16 protein-coding genes are annotated in these 18,457 nt (G+C 73.1%); 8 read left to right on the plus strand and 8 right to left on the minus strand.

Annotated features, from left to right (window positions below):
* Nucleotides 1–27: 27 nt before the first annotated feature.
* The 6 genes from M4D82_RS33400 to M4D82_RS33425 all read left to right on the plus strand — a co-directional run bounded on the left by M4D82_RS33400 (nt 28) and on the right by M4D82_RS33425 (nt 6,685).
* Complete coding sequence (locus M4D82_RS33400; RefSeq protein WP_249772635.1) at nt 28–690, plus strand: alpha/beta hydrolase; 663 nt, start codon at nt 28–30, stop codon at nt 688–690.
* 212 nt (nt 691–902) lie between these two features.
* Nucleotides 903–2,237 (plus strand): activator-dependent family glycosyltransferase, encoded by a 1,335-nt coding sequence (locus M4D82_RS33405; protein WP_249772637.1) that lies wholly within the window; start codon nt 903–905, stop codon nt 2,235–2,237.
* A gap of 29 nt (nt 2,238–2,266) precedes the next feature.
* Complete coding sequence (locus tag M4D82_RS33410) at nt 2,267–3,877, plus strand: MFS transporter (protein WP_249772639.1); 1,611 nt, start codon at nt 2,267–2,269, stop codon at nt 3,875–3,877.
* Nucleotides 3,878–4,528: 651 nt separating this feature from the next.
* Nucleotides 4,529–5,224, plus strand: coding sequence for a JmjC domain-containing protein (locus tag M4D82_RS33415; RefSeq protein WP_249772641.1), 696 nt, complete (start codon nt 4,529–4,531; stop codon nt 5,222–5,224).
* Nucleotides 5,211–5,651 (plus strand): aldo/keto reductase, encoded by a 441-nt coding sequence (locus M4D82_RS33420; protein ID WP_249772643.1) that lies wholly within the window; start codon nt 5,211–5,213, stop codon nt 5,649–5,651. Before M4D82_RS33415 ends, M4D82_RS33420 begins: the two co-directional genes overlap by 14 nt.
* 176 nt (nt 5,652–5,827) lie before the next feature.
* Nucleotides 5,828–6,685 carry a hypothetical protein gene (locus tag M4D82_RS33425; protein WP_249772645.1) on the plus strand — a complete coding sequence of 286 codons (858 nt, stop codon included), beginning with the start codon at nt 5,828–5,830 and terminating at the stop codon, nt 6,683–6,685.
* A 77-nt stretch (nt 6,686–6,762) separates the two neighbouring features.
* Here M4D82_RS33425 and M4D82_RS33430 read toward each other — a convergent pair whose 3' ends face one another.
* Nucleotides 6,763–7,245, minus strand: a complete 483-nt coding sequence (locus tag M4D82_RS33430; RefSeq protein WP_249772647.1) for an SgcJ/EcaC family oxidoreductase — start codon at nt 7,243–7,245, stop codon at nt 6,763–6,765.
* 204 nt (nt 7,246–7,449) lie between these two features.
* On the opposite strand from M4D82_RS33430, the gene M4D82_RS33435 reads away from it, so the two are divergent.
* Nucleotides 7,450–9,033 carry a GMC family oxidoreductase gene (locus M4D82_RS33435; RefSeq protein ID WP_249772649.1) on the plus strand — a complete coding sequence of 528 codons (1,584 nt, stop codon included), beginning with the start codon at nt 7,450–7,452 and terminating at the stop codon, nt 9,031–9,033.
* An 81-nt stretch (nt 9,034–9,114) separates the two neighbouring features.
* Here M4D82_RS33435 and M4D82_RS33440 read toward each other — a convergent pair whose 3' ends face one another.
* From M4D82_RS33440 to M4D82_RS33470, 7 genes are all read right to left on the minus strand, one after another.
* Nucleotides 9,115–10,305 (minus strand): aminotransferase class V-fold PLP-dependent enzyme, encoded by a 1,191-nt coding sequence (locus tag M4D82_RS33440; protein ID WP_249772652.1) that lies wholly within the window; start codon nt 10,303–10,305, stop codon nt 9,115–9,117.
* Complete coding sequence (locus tag M4D82_RS33445) at nt 10,302–12,284, minus strand: KedN5 family methylcobalamin-dependent radical SAM C-methyltransferase (RefSeq protein WP_249772654.1); 1,983 nt, start codon at nt 12,282–12,284, stop codon at nt 10,302–10,304. Before M4D82_RS33445 ends, M4D82_RS33440 begins: the two co-directional genes overlap by 4 nt.
* Nucleotides 12,285–12,390: 106 nt before the next feature.
* A complete protein-coding gene (locus tag M4D82_RS33450; protein WP_249772656.1) occupies nt 12,391–13,548 on the minus strand; it encodes a DegT/DnrJ/EryC1/StrS family aminotransferase in 1,158 nt (385 codons plus the stop codon).
* On the minus strand, nt 13,538–14,080 hold the full coding sequence (locus tag M4D82_RS33455; protein WP_249772658.1) for a carboxymuconolactone decarboxylase family protein: 543 nt from the start codon (nt 14,078–14,080) through the stop codon (nt 13,538–13,540). The genes M4D82_RS33450 and M4D82_RS33455 overlap by 11 nt, the downstream gene beginning before the upstream one ends.
* A gap of 11 nt (nt 14,081–14,091) precedes the next feature.
* The gene (locus M4D82_RS33460; RefSeq protein WP_249772660.1) at nt 14,092–14,877 is read right to left on the minus strand and encodes a thioesterase II family protein; all 786 of its coding nucleotides are present in this window, start codon (nt 14,875–14,877) and stop codon (nt 14,092–14,094) included.
* 1,001 nt (nt 14,878–15,878) lie between these two features.
* A complete protein-coding gene (locus M4D82_RS33465) occupies nt 15,879–16,100 on the minus strand; it encodes an acyl carrier protein (RefSeq protein WP_249772662.1) in 222 nt (73 codons plus the stop codon).
* Nucleotides 16,055–16,900, minus strand: coding sequence for a beta-ketoacyl synthase N-terminal-like domain-containing protein (locus M4D82_RS33470; RefSeq protein WP_249772664.1), 846 nt, complete (start codon nt 16,898–16,900; stop codon nt 16,055–16,057). Before M4D82_RS33470 ends, M4D82_RS33465 begins: the two co-directional genes overlap by 46 nt.
* Before the next feature lie 303 nt (nt 16,901–17,203).
* Here M4D82_RS33470 and M4D82_RS33475 point away from each other — a divergent pair, with 303 nt between their 5' ends.
* Entirely contained in the window at nt 17,204–18,448 is a 1,245-nt protein-coding gene (locus M4D82_RS33475) for a helix-turn-helix domain-containing protein (RefSeq protein ID WP_249772666.1), read from the plus strand.
* Nucleotides 18,449–18,457: the final 9 nt, after the last annotated feature.

An 18,457-nucleotide genomic window follows, 5' to 3' on the forward strand; every position in this document is an offset into this window, starting at 1 on the left:
ACGCACCAACCGGAAGGACCAACCCTCATGACGACCTTCGTGTTGATCCACGGCGCCGAAGACGGCGCCTGGAGCTGGCACCTGGTGGAAGCCGCGCTGCGCGAGCGCGGCCACGACGTGGTCGCCGTAGACCTGCCCAGCGACGACGAGAACGCCGCCTACCCCGAGTACGCCGACACCGTCGTCAAGGCGATCGGCGACCGCACCGACCTGATCGTCGTCGGCCACTCCCTCGGCGGCTTCACCGCCCCCATCGTGGCCGAACGCACCAACGCCGACCTCATCGTGTTCGTGTCCGGGATGATCCCGCGCCCCGGCGAGACCCCCAACGAGTGGTGGGAGAACACCGGCCACAACGACCTCGTCTACGAACCCGCCGAGGGCGAGGACGAGAACGCGCAGTTCTACCACGACGTCCCGCCCGAGCTGGCCGCCGAGGCCCTGCGCCGCGCGCGCGTCCAGCAACTGACCCCGATGGACCGGGTCTGGCCGCTGGAGACGTGGCCGTCCATCCCCTCCCGGGTGCTGATCGGCCGTGACGACCGCTTCATGCCGGCGGAGTGGAGCCGCGAGGTCGCCAAGGACCGCCTCGGCATCGAGGCCGACATGATCGACGGCGGGCACTGCCTGCCGCTGAGCCGCCCGCAGGAGGTGGCCGACCAGCTGGAGCGGTTCGCCGCCGAGCTGTAGCGACACCGGGCTTTCCCGGCGGTGGGGCCGTGCGCGCGACAGGCGCACGGCCCCACCGTCGTTTCCCGCCGACGGCTCCGCGGCCCCCCGCCCACGGCCCCGGACGGGTACGGGAATCGGGCAATCCAGAAGATGCCCGCCCCACCGCCCCGGTGCGACGCTCGACGCCGGCGCTCCTGCCGGCATGTCGGTCGCAACCGGAAGGGACTCCCATGCGTGTCCTGTTCGTCTCCTGCCTGAACAAGTCGCAGCTGTACCTCCTGGCCCCGCTGGCCTGGTCGATGCAGACCGCGGGGCACGAGGTGCGCGTCGCGAGCCATCCCGACCTCGCCGAGCACATCGCCGGACTCGGCCTCATGCCCGTCCCCGTCGGCGAGCCCGCCACCCACCTCGGCCAGGACCTCGCCGACGCCGAACCCGACGAGGAACCCGCGCCCGCGTCCGACGCTCCCGCCGCGCTGCGCCCCACCTCCCGGCAGAGCGACTACGCCCGCGAGGACCCGTACGCCGAGTACGTCTCCCTGGCCACCGAGTTCTTCCCGCTCCTGTCGCCCGACTCCACCTTCGACGACCTCGTCGGCTTCGCCCGCCGCTGGCAGCCCGACCTCGTCATCTGGAACACCCTCTCCTTCGCCGGGGCCGTCGCCGCCCGCGCCTGCGGCGCCGCGCACGCCCGCTTCCTGTGGGGCGTCGACTCCCTCGGCCAGCTGCACAGCGCGGTCGCGCCCGAACTGGCGGACCGCCACGACCCCATGCGCGCCTGGCTTGAGCCGATCCTCCAGCGCCACGGCTGTGAGTTCGACCAGGAGGCGGTCCTCGGCCAGTGGACCATCGACCCCTCCCCGGACTGGGTCCACCACCCCAAGGGCATCCACCACCTCGCGGTGCGCCCCGTCGCCTTCAACGGCCCCGTCCAGTCCCCCGACTGGGTCTACGACCCGCCCGAGCGCCGCCGCGTCTGCCTGACCCTGGGCTTCTCGCACCGCGAGTCCCACGGCATAGAGGCCTCCGCCGCCGAACTCCTCGAAGCCGTCGCCGACATCGACGCCGAGGTCGTGGCCACCTTCTCGGCCAAGCAGCTCGACGCGCTCACCACCGTCCCCGACAACGTCCGGCTGGTGGACTTCGTGCCGCTGACGACCCTGCTGCCCACCTGCTCGGCGATCGTCCACCACGGCGGCCCCGGCACGTTCATCACCGCCGTCGAACACGGCGTCCCCCAGCTGATCGTCCCCGGCACGTACTGGAGCGAGAAGTGGTGGGCGCCCGTCGCCCACGCCAACGGCCTGGAGGACGAGGGCGCCGGCCTGTACGTCGCCGACTCCGACCAGGTCACCGCCGAACTCCTGCGCGGCCAACTGCTGCGGGTCCTCGACGACCCCTCCTTCGCCGCCAACGCCGCCCGGCTGCGCGACCGGCGCCTGGGCACGCCGAGCCCCAACGAGATCGTCCCCCTGCTGGAGCGCCTGACCGCGCGCCACCGCGCCGCCCGCCCTGAGGCCGGACGCCCCCCACGGACCAAGCCCCTGTCCGAAGCGACGAAGTGACGTAGTGACGTAGACCGGGAAGGAATCCCATGGAAACACCCCCCGAGGCCGGCGGTCCCCCGGCCCCCCGGGCCGGACGGCGGGAGTGGATCGGGCTGGCGGTCCTCGCCCTGCCCACCACCCTCCTCGCCCTCGACCTGGGCGTGCTGTACCTGGCCCTGCCGCACCTGAGCGCCGACCTCGACCCGAGCAGCACCCAACAGCTGTGGATCATGGACATCTACGCGTTCATGATCGCGGGCTTCCTCATCACGATGGGGACCCTCGGCGACCGCATCGGCCGCCGCCGCCTCCTGCTGATCGGCGCGGCCGCCTTCGGCGTCGCCTCCGTCGTGGCGGCGTACTCCACCAGCGCCGAGATGCTCATCGTCACCCGCGCGCTGCTGGGCATCGCGGGCGCCACCCTGGGCCCCTCGACGCTGGCGCTGATCAGCAACATGTTCCAGGACGAGAAGCAGCGCGGCATGGCCATCGCCGTGTGGATGAGCTGCTTCATGGCCGGCACCGCCGTCGGCCCCATCATCGGCGGGGTGCTCCTGGAGTACTTCTGGTGGGGCTCGGTGTTCCTGCTGGGCGTACCGGTCATGGCGATCCTGCTGGTCGCCGGCCCCCGGCTGCTGCCCGAGTACCGCGACCCGGAGCCCGGCCGGCTCGACCTGGCCAGCGTCGGCCTGTCGCTGGCGGCCATCCTGCCCGTCATCTACGCCCTGAAGGAGGTGGCCGCGCACGGCGTCTCGGCCACGGCACTGATCGCCGGGGCCGTGGGCATCGTCAGCGGCGTGGTGTTCGTGGCCCGGCAACGCCGCCTGGCCGCACCCCTGTTGGACGTCAGCCTCTTCCGCAGCCGCTCCTTCAGCGGGGCCCTGGCCGTGATGCTGATCGGCACCGCCACCCTGGGCGGCGTCGGCCTGTTCGTCACCCAGTACCTCCAGATGGTCGACGGCCTCTCGCCGCTGGCCGCCGGACCGTGGATGCTGCCCTCGGCGCTGGGCACCGTCGTCGGCGCCATGCTGGCGCCCGCGGTCGCGCAGAAGATCGGCACCGGCCAGGTCATCGCCGCCGGCGCCGCCCTGTCGGCCGTCGGCGGTCTGCTGCTGACGCAGGTCGGCACCGCGTCCGGGGCCCTGCCGGTGATCGCCTGCTTCACGCTGATCTTCTTCGGCCTCGGCCCGATGGCCGCGCTCAGCACCGATCTGGTCGTCGGCGCGGCCCCGCCCGAGAAGGCGGGATCGGCCGCCTCGACGTCGGAGACCAGCAGCGAGTTGGGCGTCGCCCTCGGCGTGGCCCTGCTGGGCAGTGTCGGCACCGCCGTCTACCGCGCCGAAGCGGCCGACACCCTGCCCGCCGACCTGCCGGCCGGGGCGTTGGACGCCGCGCGCGAGTCGCTGGCCGGCGCGTCGGCCGCCGCCGCCGACCTGTCCGAGTCGGTGGCGGCCACCCTCCTGGGCCCGGCCCGGGAGGCCTTCACCAACGGCCTGAACAGCGTCGCGGGCGCCAGCGCGGCCTCGATGGTGGTCCTGATCGCCCTCGCCTGGGGCCTCCTGCGCTCCCGCGCGACCGACACCCCGACCGAGGAGCCCCCGGCCGAAGGGGCCGCGGCGGAGAGCGCCGCCACGCCGGCGACGACGCCGGGCTCGTAGGCCCGTAGGACACGCGGGCACACGAAGGGCCCCGTACGGCCACCCGGTCCACCGGACCGGCCGCCGCTGGAGGCGGAGGGTTGTCGTGCGGGGTCAGACCGGGACGGGGAGCGCGGCGCGGCGCGGCGCCAGTGGCCGAGCCGGAACACGGCGGCCGAGGGTTCGTCCCGGCCCTCGGTCGAGCCGTCGTGCAGCAGGTACTCGGTGGGGGCCAGGTAGCCCTCGCCGGGGGCAAGGCGTATCCGGAAGACGCGGACGGGATGATGTACCGGGTCCCCGGGCTGCCTGCGCGGCGCGGTGACGAACTCGATGTCCTGGTCGGTCATGGGGCGCCACAGCCCGGAGGGGACGACCGCGCCGGGCTCGTACGCGGTCTCGTTCTCGCGGGTGGTGCGGACGGTGGCGACCTCGCAGCGGGCGCGGAGCGCGGCTTGGTCGCCGTACGCGATGTGCAGGGGGCATGATGCCCTTCTGGGTCAGTCGTCGCTGATGCTGATGTCGAGGTCGGCCACCAGGGCCTCGGCCAGGTCGGCCTGGGTCCGGTGCGGGAGCACCCGGGATGCGGCGAGAAGGCGGAACCGGCTGGATTCGAACCAGCGTCCTCGCGATTTTGGAGACCGCGCGCGACGACCTGCCCCCGCGTGGCGTGACGTGGAAGCACCTGAGGCCCCGACGGGCGACCCGATCGCGGACATCGTCCTGACGCCCGGCGACCTGCTCTATCTCCCGCGCGGCTGGTGGCACGCCGTGAGCGCCGACCAGGGCACCGCATCCCTCCACCTCACCTTCGGACTCGCCATGCAGACCGGCGCCGAGTTCCTGGGCCGGCTGTGCGACGACCTCCGGGCGAGCGTGACCGTTCGGGCGGACGTACCGCGCTTCGGCACTCCGGAGGAGCGGGCGAACTACCTGGCTGCCGTACGGAAGGACGTACTGGCCGCCCTGGATGATCCTGCGGCTCTGGACCGCTGGGAAAGGTCCTTGGACGCGACGCACCCCGGGCGCCCGCGCCTGTCGCTGCCCCACCTCGCCGCCGTTCCTGCCGAACCGAGCATCACCGTGCAGGCCACGGTGCCCCGTGCCCGGATCGAGCAGGACGACCAGGCCGTGACCTTCGCCGGGGCGGGGAACGAGTGGACTTCGCCCTCCCCGTCGCCCCGGTCCTCCGCCTCCTCGCGGGTGGACCGCCGGCCACCCTGGCGGACCTGGCCGCCGAGTCCGATCTCACCCTCGCGCAGGTGGCGGAGGTCGTCTCCGCGCTGGTCGCCGGACAAGCCGTCGCCGTGGTCGGGGGCTCCTCGTGACCGCTTCCCTGGGACTGGGAACGTACCGGGTGCGCGCCGTTGAACAGGCGGCCCGCACCGCGTGCGCCGACGGGCTCGTGTGGATCGACACCGCCCCCAACTACGGCAGTGCCCACCAGGCGCTCGGACCCGTCATCGCCGACCACCCGCGCGCCATGGTGGCGACGAAGACGGGCTTCTTCACCCCGGACGAAGGCGCGGCTGCTCTTCGAGCCGGGCTCCTCACCGCCGCCCAGGTACGGGTCGGACACAGCCTCGACCCCGGCTTCGTCCGCCGGCAGACAGAAAGGTCCCTGGCCGCACTCGGCCGGATCGACCTCGTGTTCGTACACAACCCGGAGCACGGCGGCCTCTATCCCTCGGAGCTTCATCCAGCGCTTCGTCAGGTGTTCGCGGTCCTGGAGGAGTTCGCCTGCGCGGGCAGGATCGGCGGGTACGCCACTTGGTCGGGGTTCCTGCATGACACCTGAACTCGCCGAGTTCATCCGCCCGGGGGCCTCTCCGGGCACCGCCTGTCTCCTCGCTGCGGCCTCCTGCCCGAGCCTGGACGTGGTACTGCTGTCTGCCGGCACCGCAGGCCGTTGGGCCGCTGCCAAGGCCACCGTTGCCGCCCCGCTCGATCCGGGACACCTCAGGAAGGTCACCGATGTACTCGCCCAAGGATGAGACCACCAGGGCACGCATGGAGGACGCCCTGGACCACGCCGCTGCCCGCCTGTCCACCACGACTACGGGGGCGCCGGCCTGGGGATGGCTCGGCCGCACCATCGGCAGCCGCACCGCAGGTGGCCACTGGCTCCGCGTCCACTGCGGCGAGGCAGCCAAGACCCCCGCCACCCGGAACGAGGGGATCGCCCTCGCCGAGGAACGGGTGTCCGACAAGGTGTCACGCCCGCACCTCCACGACCTGTACCGCTGGGACGGCGGCGAGTACGTCTTCGAAGCGGAGTTGATCGACTACATCGCCCAGCCCGTCATCTCGCCGGAGACGCCCGACCTCACCGAGGATCCGGGCCTGCCGGACTCCTGGTGGGCGACCCTGCGAGAGAGCCTGGACGCCCTCAGCACCGCCGAACCGCCCCGCGAGACCATCCGCCAGTCATGGACCGACCGGGTCTTCCCCGAGTTCCTGGGGATCCCCGCCCCGGCCATCACCGAACGCGTCACCGGACACGCCGACCTCCAGTGGGCCAACCTCACCCATGACCCGCTCGTCATCCTGGACTGGGAGCGCTGGGGAGCCGTCCCCGTCGGCTACGACCCCGCGATGCTCTACGTGAACAGCCTCCGCGTCCCCGCCGTCGCCGACCGCATCCGTGCCGAGTTCGCCCACGTCCTCGACACCCCCGCCGGCCGGATCGGCGAACAGATCGCCCTCGCCGAAATGCTCCAGGCCGTCGGCCGAGGCTGGTACCTGGAGCTGGCCCCGCTCCTGAGCCGACGCGCGGAGGACCTGACGGGGGTCCGTCCTCCGGCCCCGTCCCCCGCCCATCCGACCGACTGATTGGCGCAAGCCTGCCCGGAAACCGGAGAAGCCCCCGCCTCCAGCACCGGGCAGGGCCCTTCGGGGTGGCCCGTGGGTCAGCCGTTGATCGGGCTGCTCTGGTGCGAAAACAGCCGCAGGTCCCCCTCGGCCTCCTTGACGATGACCCAGGTGGCCCGGATCCGGCGCTGCGGGGCGACCTCCGTCTCCCCGTCCAGGACGATCCCCCCCTCGGTGACGGCCAGCGCGACGCCGTCGGCCAGGAACTTCAGCGACAGCGGGTAGCCGGTCACGTGGGCGCCCTTGTAGATGCCCTGGAAGCCCTTGGTCATGTAGGAGCGGATCTCCTCACGGCTCGTCAGCTGGTCGTCCTGCATCAGCAGACTGCCGTTCTCGGAGAAGCAGTCCGCGAAGGCGTCGCCGTCGTTCGCCGCCCAGGCGGCCTGCACCCGCAACGCCACCGACAGCACCGCCTTCTCGTCGGGGGACGTGAACGAGCGGTAGTAGTCGACGTCCTCCTCCACACCGGCGGCGGCGAGAAGCTCGGCTGCGTTGCCCCAGGACGTGGCGGTCTCGCTCATGCTGGTTCTCCTTGTCGTATGCGGGTCGGTTCCGGGCGAACCCCACGGCACATCGTCACACCCGCCGGCGCCCCGCACGTCTTCGCGATTGCGCTCTGCGTCCCGGCTCCAACTCGCTTTTCCGGAAGGTCATTTGGGCACTCCAGGAGAAGCCGCCCGAAGCCCGCTGGGCGATTCTTGAGCCAAACGTCCGAGGAGGGGTTCATGTACGACTACGTCATCGTCGGCGGCGGCTCGGCAGGCGCGGTGCTCGCGGCCCGGCTCAGCGAGGACCCGCAGGTCACGGTGTGCCTCGTGGAAGCCGGACCGGTGGATTCGGCCGAGCAGATCCACGTGCCGGCCGCCTTCGCGAAGCTCTTCCGCACCCGGCTCGACTGGGACTACGACACGCATGACGAGCCGCACCTGAACCGCCGCCGCCTCTACCTCCCGCGCGGCCGCGTGCTCGGCGGCACCAGCTCCATCAACACCCAGATATACATCCGCGGCAACCGCGCCGACTACGACGCCTGGGACCAGCCCGGCTGGAGCTTCGAGGAACTGCTGCCCTACTTCAAGCGCTCCGAGGACAACGAGCGCGGCGCCGACGCCTTCCACGGCGCCGGCGGACCGCTCGCCGTCTCCGACGGCCGCGCCGAGAACCCCATGTCCACCGCCTTCGTGGAGGCCGCCGTCGAGGCCGGGTACACCGCCAACGACGACTTCAACGGGGCCACCCAGGACGGCTTCGGCGCCTTCCAGCTCAACCAGCGCGACGGCCGCCGCGCCAGCACCGCCACCGCCTTCCTCCACCCGGTCCTCGACCGCCCCAACCTCACCGTGGAGACCAACCTCCAGGTGCACCGGGTGCTGATCGAGGGCGGTCGCGCCGTCGGCGTCACCGGCCACCGCCTCGACGAGCTGATCACCCTGCGCGCCGAACGCGAGGTCATCCTCTCCGCCGGCACCTACAACTCCCCGCAGCTGCTCCAGCTCTCCGGCATCGGCCCCGCCGCCCTGCTCGGGGCCCTCGGCATCCCGGTCGTCCTCGACCAGCCGCTGGTCGGACAGAACCTCCAGGACCACGTCCTGATCCCACTGGTCTACCCGCACGAGCACCCCATCAGCATGCTCGCCGCCGGCACCCCCGAGAACTTCCAGCGCTTCCTGGCCGAAGGCCGCGGACCGCTCACCTCCAACGGCCCCGAGGTCGGCGGGTTCGTCCGCACCGACGCCTCCCTCGACGCCCCCGACGTCGAATACCTCGCGGCTCCCGTCATGTTCACCGACGGCGGCCTCGGCGTGCCCACCGCCCACGCCTTCACCTTCGGACCGTCCCTGCTCACCCCGCGCAGCAGCGGCTCGGTCGGCCTGGCCTCCGAGGACCCCACCGCCAAGCCGCGGATCCAGCACAACTACTTCGCCGACGAGGCCGACCTCGACACGGCCGTGGCCGCCCTGCGGATCGCCCTCGACATCGCCGGCCAAAAGGCGCTGTCGCCGTACACGGGCACCCCGTACCTGCCGCCCGCCTCGACCTCCGACGCCGACCTGCGCGCCTACGCCCTGCGGGTCACGCACTCCATCTTCCACCCCACCTCCACCTGCGCCATGGGCTCCGTGGTCGACGCCGAGCTGAAGGTCCTGGGCGTCGAGGGGCTGCGCGTGGTCGACGCCTCCGTCATGCCGAACGTGGTCCGCGGCAACACCAACGCGCCCACCATCGCCATCGCCGAGAAGGCCGCCGACCTCATCCGGGGCCTGCGCGCCCCGGCCGACACCGCACGCGGCGGCGCCGCCGCCGCCTGAGCGGCACACGGGACGAGGGCGGGTCGGCGGTTTCCACCGCCGGCCCGCCCTCGTCGTACGACCCGCCGTCAGCGGCCCTCGTCAGCGCCCGCCGGGCTCGCGGTACGCGCGGATCTGCGCGCACACGAGGTCCACGTCGTCCTCGTTGTTGAAGTAGTGGAACGAGATCCGGGCGAAGGCCCCGCGCGGGGCGATCCGGATGTCCCGCGACACCAGCCACGCCGACAGCGCCTGCGGATCCGGGTCGCACAGCGCCAGGTGCGCGCCCCGGTCGGCCGGCTCCGAGGGACCGGCCAGCGTCTCGCCCGCCTCCGTCAGGAGCGCGGCCGCCCGCTCGGTCAGCGCCGCCACGTGCCGGCGTACGCGCTCCGGCCCGGCCCGCTCCAGCAGCCGCAGCGCAGCCCCCGCCGCGTACGCCGCGGGCACCGCGTGGTTGCCGGTCTCCAGGCGCCGCGCCCCGTCCGCGAAGTCGAGCGTGTACGGGTCGAAGGCGTCCGGGTCGATCCGGCCGAACCAGCCGGTGAGCAACGGATCCCGTTCGTGGGCCAGTTCCGGGCGCACGTACAGGAACGCCAGACCCGGCACGCCGAGCATGTACTTCTGCGAGCCCGCCACCAGGTAGTCCACGTCCCACGCCGCCACGTCGACCGGCTCCACGCCCACCGACTGGTAGGCGTCGACGAAGACCCGCGCGCCCACCGCGTGCGCCAGCGCGGCGATCCGCGCCACCGGCAGCCGCATCCCCCGCAGGAAGGTGGCCGACGGCAGGAACACCATCGAGGTCCGCGCGTCGATCGCCTCCGCGTACCCCCGCACCACCTCCTCCACCTCGCCACCGGGCACGAACACCACCTCGGCGCCCGACTGCCGCTGCGCGAGCGCGACGTGCGCGATCGTCGGGAAGTCCTCCGCCGAGACCACCAGCCGGGGCCTGCGCACCAGGTCCACCGTGGAGACCGCCTGGTAGGCGCCCTGCGTGGCATGGGGGACCAGCGCGATGTCGGCCGGCTTCGCCCCGACGTGCGCGGCGAAGGCGCTGCGGGCGTCCTCGGTGGCCACCTCCCACTCCGGCCACGGGGAGACCGTCCCGGCGAGCGCCCCGAACATGGCGCCGATCGACTCCACGACGTCCGTCGAGGGCGCCCCCAGACTGCACGACCCCAGGTGCGTGGTGCGGCGCAGCATCGGGAATCGCGCCCGGAACGCCGCCGGGTCCAGCGGCCCCGCGTCCGGTTCGAGGCCGCTGTCGAGGCCGCTTTCGAGGGCGCTCACGAACACCCGCCGTGGTCGCTCACCAGCTCCGACGTCGCGGGGGAGGTCTCCAGGGCGGCGGCGTTGGCGAGCGCCTCCTCCTTCGACATCCCCATGTAGTGGATGATCACTTCGTGGTTGGTGGAGGTCACCGCGTTGTGCGAACCGGTCCGGTAGTACAGGTCCAGGGACATCGGCGCGCGGCGCAGGTCCGCCTCCCGGTCCCCGCGCAGCGCCGCGACGATCCCCGGCACGTCGTACTCCAGCCGCACGCCCTCGCGTACGTGGTACCCCTCGCCCCGCAGCGACACCACCGGCAGCGCCTCGTCCGCCGGCACCGGAAGGTCCGGGTCGTGGTAGACGGGGTGCGTCAGCAGGTCGAAGCGGAAGATCTCCTCCACCACCGGCGCCACCTCCTCGGCCAGCTTCGGCCGGATCTCCGACGCCCACCAGCGCAGCAGCAGCTCGCGCGAGTCCGCGTCGGTGTAGAAGAGGGTCACGCCCTGCGCGATGTCACCCGTCCCGCCGATGGCGCTCGCCATCGCCGCCCGCAGCGGCTCGGCCGCCGGGTCACCGGACTCCTCGATGTACGAGCCGATGCTGCGCAGCGCCTCCGACTGGGTGATGCCGGCCAACTCGCGCAGCCCCACCCACGTGTGGCGCAGGACGCACATCTCCGCGACCACCCGCGCCCAGTACAGGAAGCGCTGCATCTGCTGGTTCTGGGCGAAGCTGACGGTGTTGTTCGCCAGCATGTACTCGAAGTCGTCGTTGTCCCCGCGCACCGAGATGATCCCGTACCGGGACTTCTGCTCGGTGTAGTCGGTGTTGGGCAGCATCAGCATCGGGTAGCAGGCGATGCGCGACACCCGGCGCGAGAGCTTGTCGTAGCCCTCCATGAAGGACTCCACCGTCTCGCCCGGCGCGCCCCAGATCAGCTCGGCGTACAGGTCGAGGCCCTCCTTGCCCAGCCACTCGGCGAGGTCCTCCCACGCGTTGACCTTCATGTTCTTGCGGTTCATGAGGTTCAGCGTGTTGTCGTCGAGGGTCTGCAGGGCCAGCGTGAACGAGCTGCGCATGCCGGCCTTCTTCATCTTGCTGACGATCTCGAAGAAGGACTTCGACTTGTTCTTCGCCCAGGACGTCTCCAGCGCGCGCGGGAAGCCGTACTGCTCGCGCAGCTCGATCAGGTCGTCCATGAAGTCGACGTCGCTGCGCAACAGCCCGAAGTTCGCGTCGCACAGGACGATCGTGTGGACCTGGTGCTTGGCGAACAGCTCCAGCTCCTCCCGTAGCCGCTCCCGGGAGAACGCCCGGACCTTTTGCCCGATCGCCCCGCCCCAGTAGCAGAACGCGCATTTGTAGGGGCATCCGCGATTCGTCTCCATGATGGCGACGTCGTAGCGGAAATCGCCCTTGTCGTCCGTGAGCTCCAGCGCCCCGGTCAGGAAGGGTGAGGGAATGTCGTCGAGGTTCTCGATCCGCGCCCGGTCCTCGTTCTTCACGGGAGCGCCCTCGGGACTCTGGTACGTCAGCCCGGTGATCGCGTTCAGTTCGCGCGGCGAGGTCCCGTCGAGATACGCGGACAGGATGTCGCGGAACACGAACTCGCCCTCGCCGTTCACCACGACGTCGACTTCCGGGAACATCCGGAACACACGATTTCCCTGATGCGCCACGTGCGTGCCGCCCATCACCACCCAACCGTCGGGGTTGAGCTGCTTGAACGTCTCGGCCAGGGAACCGAAGGTCCGGAAGTTCCAGCCCAGCACGGAGAACGCCAGAACGTCCGGGACACCGTCCCGGAACATTTCGTTCGCCATGCTGGAAAGGGTTTTCCCGCCCCGGTAGTTCAGAATCCGTATGTCGGCTTCCCGGGCTATCCGTTCATCGGCCAGGGCCGTCGATTTCATGTACCCCATGGCGAGCGGCATGGATTCCATGGGAGAATCCCAGACGCTCTGCTGAACCAGGTAAACCAGGGCTTTCTCACGCGGCATCGTCAGGGCTCCCTTGATTCTGCACTCCGGCAGCGGTTCGATTGCTCAAGGGTGGCCGCGGCGGGGGAAGCGGAACATCTTCGAGGATGCGCAAACGGCTCCCCGATCAGCCGATCCGGGTAAAGGCTTCCTCAAGCGCGGTGACGACCCGCTCGACCTGACCGGCGGACAGGTGCGGACCGATCGGCAGACTCAGCACCTCGTCCGCCAGCCGCTCGGACAGCGGGAAGGCACCCGCGGGCAGGCCGGCGTCGGCGTACGCGCCGCTGCGGTGCACCGGCACCGGATAGTGGATCAGCGTCTCGACCCCGGCCGCCTCCAGCAGCCGGCGCAACTCCTCGCGTCGCGCGCAGCGCACGACGAACAGGTGCCACACCGGGGCCGCCCACGGCGCCACGCGGGGCAGCGTCAACCCGGGCAGCCCGTCCCACGCGGCCAGGTAGCGCTTGGCGACGTCGGCCCGGCGGGCGTTCCACTCGTCGAGGACCTCCAGCTTCACGCGCAGGACGGCCGCCTGGAGCTCGTCCAGCCGCGAGTTGGTGCCCCGCACCTCGTGCCGGTACTTCACCTCGCAGCCGTAGTTGCGCAGCAGCCGGATCCGGCGGGCCAGCTCCCCGTCCGAGGTGACCACCGCGCCCCCGTCGCCGACGGCCCCCAGGTTCTTGCCCGGGTAGAGGCTGAAGGCGACCGTCGAGTCCCCCGAGCCGATCCGACGCCCGTCCACCCGCGCCCCCGGCGCCTGCGCCGCGTCCTCCACCAGCGCCAGCCCGTACCGCCCGGCGCACGCGCGCAGCGCCCGCAGGTCGGCCGGATGCCCGTAGAGGTGCACCGGAATCACCGCGCGGGTCCGCGGGGTGACGGCGGCCGCCACGGCGGCGGCGTCCAGGGTCCAGGTGTGCTCGTCCACCTCGGCCGGCACCGGCCGGGCCCCGGTGGCGGAGACCGCCAGCCAGGTCGCCACGAAGGTGTGGGCCGGCACGATCACCTCGTCCCCGGGCCCGATCCCCAGACCGCGCAGGATCAGCTCCAGCGCGGACCCGCCGTCGCCCACCGAGACGCAGTGCGCGCCGCCGCAGTACGCCGCGAACTCCGCCTCGAACGCCTCCACCTCCGGCCCCAACACGAAGCGGCCCGAGCCCATCACCCGGGCCCAGGCCGCGTCGAGACCGGCGCGCAGCTCCGCGTAGGGGGCCCGGAGGTCCAGGAAGGGGACCGGTGGTCGGGGGGCCTTCGGCGGCGGGCCCGGCCGGGCCTCAGCGGGCACCGGTGTAGCCCCGGCTGACGACCCGTCGGGCCGACTCGCAGTAGTACCCCTCGCTGTCGGGGAGCTTGGTGGCCAGGCCGTCCACGTACCGGTTGAACATGCAGAACGCCGCCGCGATGAGCACGGTGTCGTGGATGTCGGCGTCGTCGGCGCCCTCGGCGCGGGCCGCCTCCACCGCCGCGTCGCTCACCGCGCCGACCGGCCCGCGCACCTCGGCGGCGATCCGCAGCAGCGCGCGCGTCAGGGCGCTGATCGGGGCCGTGTCGAGGTCGGCGAGCACGGCCTTGACCAGCTCCTGGCCGCCCGTCAGTTGGGCGGCGGCGAAGGCGCGGTGCGAGTCGGAGCAAAAACGGGTGCCGTTGAGCTCGGAGACGTACGCGGCGATGAGCTCCCGGTCGCCGGGGCCGAGCGACGGCGTCGAGACGCGCAGCAGCGCGTCGGCCAGGGCGCCGAGCGGTGCCGCGGTGTCGGGCCGCTGGGTCAGCAGGCCGCTGATGCCGGGCAGGTCGTTGTCGAGGGTGATGTGGGGCATGGTCGTTCCCTTCAGGAGCGGTGCGGGGCGCCGGCGCCGGCGGGTACGGGTGCGGGTGCGGCCACGGGCGCGGCCACGGGCGCGGACACGGCCTCGATCAGCCGCAGCGGAGGGTGGGCGGTCAGGTACAGGCGGCCGCCCGGCGCGGTGTACCCCCGGTGCCCGTGCCGCGTCAACCGGGCCCAGGCGGCGGTGTCCCGGGGGGTGACGTGCGGGTCGGACACCCCGACGACGGTGGTCACCGGGCAGTCGAGCGGCGGCCCCTGCCGGTACACGTAGCCGTCCAGCATCCGGTGGTCGGCGGTCACGTACGGCAGCACCATCCGGCGCAGCGCCGGGTCGAGCAGTTGCCGGCCGTCACGTCCGCCGATCTCCACGAGGGCGGCGGCGACGGCGTCGTGGCCGTACGGGGTGCGGCCGGCCCCCAGGCCCGTACGGGTCTGCGGGGCGTGCGCGCCCGAGGCGAACAGGTGGCCCACCGGCGAGCCGGCCCGCTGGAGCCACCGCGCGGTCTCGAAGGCCACCCAGGCGCCGAGGCTGTGCCCGAACAGGGCGACCGGACGGTCGGCCAGCGGGAGTACGGCGCGGGCGATCGCCGCCGCCAGCTGATGCACCTCGGTGGGGCAGGGCTCGTCGGACCGGGGCCCGCGCCCCGGATAGCGCACCGCGTACACCTCGGTGCCGGTGAGGCGATCGCCCCACGTGTCGAAGAAGCGGGCCGAACCCCCCTCGTGGGGGAAACAGATCAGCCGCCATCCCGCCTCGGGGCGGGGGGTCGTGCGCTCCAGCCATCTCATGGGGGTGGTGGGCGCCGGCCGGTCAGGGCCAGCCGATGTCGTCGGGCCCGTCGGCGACGGCGGTGAGGCGGGCAACGCGAAGGACGGTACGCATGGCGTCTCCTCGATGAGTCGGACTCGGCGGGAGTCGCAGAGTTCGCGACGGCCAGAACCTAGTGGAGCCGGAAGGGGGTGGCAATGAATTGCCAGACTTTGGCAACTCGCCGCACCGACCGCACGGTGTCGCGGTGGAAGGCGGCCGCGCCGAACCCCGGACCCGGCGGCAGCCCCGGTAGGCACGCCGCACAGCCGGCCGGCAACCCCACCACCGCCGGGGGCCGTTCCCGGCCCCGGCGGCCGGTCCGCCGGGCTGCGGGGCGCGCCCGGTGAGGCGCGTCGGGGCGGCGGGTGTCGGGCGGTGGTGAGCCCGGGGAGGGCCGGGCTCGTGAGCGTCGGAGCACGCGGCCGGTACCGCGCCGGGCGGCAGGCCGCGCAGCCGGCTGGTAAGCCACCGCCGGAGGGCCGTTCCCGGCCCCGGCGGCCGGTCGGCCGGCTCGGCGTGCGCGAGAGGCCGCCGGCAGGGTGGCCGTCGGACCGGGCAGCAGGGGGCGTGCGCGCGCCGCGCGACGCTCGCCGCGCCTGCGCGCGCGGCCGGCCGCACGGGGAGTCGGTGAGCAAGGGGGTGCGCCCCTCGGGGGTCTCCGCGAAGAAGGCGTCGGCCGCCTGGAGGGCGGCCCGGGGGCACCTCTCAGTGCCGGCTGGGGAGGGACTTCGACGACACCCCGAGGCCGGTACCGGGGGCGTGGGCCGGCCCGCAGGCGGGCCGGGGCGGTGTCAGGCCGCGGCGGTCGAGCCCGCAGGGGGCTACGGCCCGAGGGCGCCGCCGACGCGGAGATCCGGGCGAGCGGAGACCGGCGGTTTGGGTCGTGCCGTGTGGATCAGGCCGGATCAGGGAGCAGCGTCCCGTGCCGTGCGTCGCCGTGCCGGGCGTCGCGAGCCCGGCATGATCCACCAGACACGGCCTACGCCGCGCGCGGGGTGGTGCGGCGGGAGCGGATCAGGGTCACCTGGTCGCCCAGGTTGCGGCGGGACAGCTCGGGCGCCGTCACCTCCACCTCGAACTCGCGCGAGATCCGCCGGGCGAGGCGCGTGATGAGCAGCGAGTCCCCGCCGCGCGCGAAGAAGTCCGAGTGGTCCGTCAGCCCGCCCGGCAGGCGCAGCAGCTCGCACCAGGCACCGACCACGAACTCCCGTACCCCGCAACCGTCGTGCTCCCCGGCCGGCGGCAGCTCCCGTACGCGGGCCTGCGCCGCCGGCAGGCGGCTTGCGGGCCGGGCCGCCGTCCAGGGCGCGCCGTGCGCCCGGTGGGCGGCCGGTCGCGGCGCGGGGGCCAGCAGGACATGGGCGCGGGCGTCCCCGATCCGCGCGGGCCCCGGCTCCCGGTCGGCGCGCGCAGCAGCAACAGGGCGTCGACCAGCGGGGTCAGCCCGGCGGTGTCCGCACCCGGCCGGCCGGCCCCGCGCTCCGGGCCGGAGGCGACGGCCGCGTCGAGGATCACCCCGTACGGGCGCGGGGCCCCGGCCGGCAACTCGTCGAGCCTGCGCAGCACCAGGCAGGCGGCCCCCGCCGCCGACGGCCCCTGCCCCGCGGCCTCCGGGCCGCCGACGCCGTGCCCCGCGACGACCACGCACAGATCGCACTCCCCGGCCCGCAGCGCCTCGACGGCGGCCCGTACGGTGACCAGCGCCGAGCCCTGCGAGGCGGGGAAGTCCCGCACCGGACCCGTGAGTCCGAGCCGGTGGGCGATGCGCCGGGCCGCGTGGCCGGGCCCGGTGGCACCCGCCGCGTACACGCCCGTGGACGCCGCCTCGGAGTACGGCTCGGGGCCGGTGTCGCCCAGCGCCCGGCGCACGGCCTCCAACATCAGCCGGTGGCGCGGGCCGTCCGTGTGCGGGGCCCGCCACCGCACGGGGAAGTCGCCGCTGCCTGGCAACCGGGCGGCCATGCCGGTGACGGCGATGTCGTGGGAACGGTCGCGGGTCATGTACGCCGCCTCCTGTTGGCCTGGGGTCTGTCAAGCAAAAGTAGGGCAACGTCGACCGTCATGGCAATGACTTGCCAAGCATGCTGCGGGTCAACTTGCCATGCCGACAAGCCCATTTCACCCGAACGTGCCTGTTCGCAGGGGGCGTATCCGCCGGAAATCCTTGCCGTGAACCAGGCCGTGTCGCTACTCTTTGGCACATGTGGGTGGAAGCCTGTGGCACAGATGCGGCAAGATGGTGAGACTCTGAACACCCCGGTACGCCGATCCCAGCCGTTCGTCGAGACCGTTGAGGGCAAACACGTGTTGGAGCAGCCATCCTTCGGGCGCCGTCTCAGGCAACTGCGGACCGAGCGCGGCCTCGCCCAGTCCGCCGTCGCCGGCGAGGGCATGTCGGCGGGCTACCTGTCCCGCCTGGAATCGGGGGCCCGGCAGCCGACCGAGCGCGCCGTGGCCTACCTGGCCGAGCGGCTCGGCATCAGCCCGGCCGAGTTCGAGCAGACCAGAGCCGGCTCGCTGGTCCAGAGCCTGACCATCGCCACCTCCCTCGACTCCGACGAGACCGGCGAACTCCTCGCCGAGGCCCTCAAGTCCGCGCGCGAACAGGACCCCCTGCTGCGCTGGCAGAGCCTGTGGCTGCTCGCCCAGTGGAAGCGCCGCCGCGGCGAACTCGCGCAGGAGCGCGCCTACCTCGACGAACTCGTCCACCTCGGCGACGAGACCGGGCTCACCGAGCTGCGCGCCCGGGGCCTGACCCAGCTCGCCCGGTGCATGCGCGCCTCGGGCGAGATCGGCGCGGCCATCGAGGCCTCCGCCACCGCCCACCGGCTGGCCCGGGACGGCGGGCTCTCCCGCCAGGACATGGCGACGGCCCTGCTGGTCCTCGTATCGGTCGAGGCCGAGGCGGGCCGGCTGCCCGAGGCCCGAGGCCACGCCGACGAGCTGACCACCCTGGTCGAGGGCCAGTCCGACGCCCTGTGGGCCGAGGCCATGTGGACCGCCGCGGCGGTCCGGGTCCGCCAAGGCGAGTTCGCCCCCGCGCAGGACCTCCTGGAGCGCGCGCTCCAGGGCTACAGCGGCCGCGAGAACCTCACCCTGTGGCTCCGGCTGCGCGTGGCCGCCGCCCGCCTGCACCTGCAGAAGTTCCCGCCGGAGCCGGACGTCGCCCAGCAGTACGTCGAGGCCGCCGAGAGCGGACTGCCCTTCGCCGGCACCCCCGCCCTCGAACAGGAGCTGATGGCCCTCGGCGCCGAACTGGCCTTCCTGGAGGGCCGGATCATGGACGCCCGCGCCCTCCTGGACCGGCTGGGCCGCTCCGAGCTGCGCATGACCTATCGCGACCGGGTGCGCCTGGAGGTCCTGGGCTGCCGGCTGCTCCTGCTGGAGGGCGCGGAGGAAGAGGGCCTGGCGGGGCTGCAGCGGCTCGCCGCGCAGGCCCAGGAGGCCGGCAGCGTCGACCTCGCGGCCGACATCTGGCGGCTCACCACCGAATCCCTGGTCCGGGCCCGCGAACGGACGACGACACCCGCCGCCGTACGGGGAGCCTGACGCTCCTCG

This window comes from Streptomyces sp. RerS4 (assembly GCF_023515955.1).
In the GTDB taxonomy this organism is placed as follows: domain Bacteria; phylum Actinomycetota; class Actinomycetes; order Streptomycetales; family Streptomycetaceae; genus Streptomyces.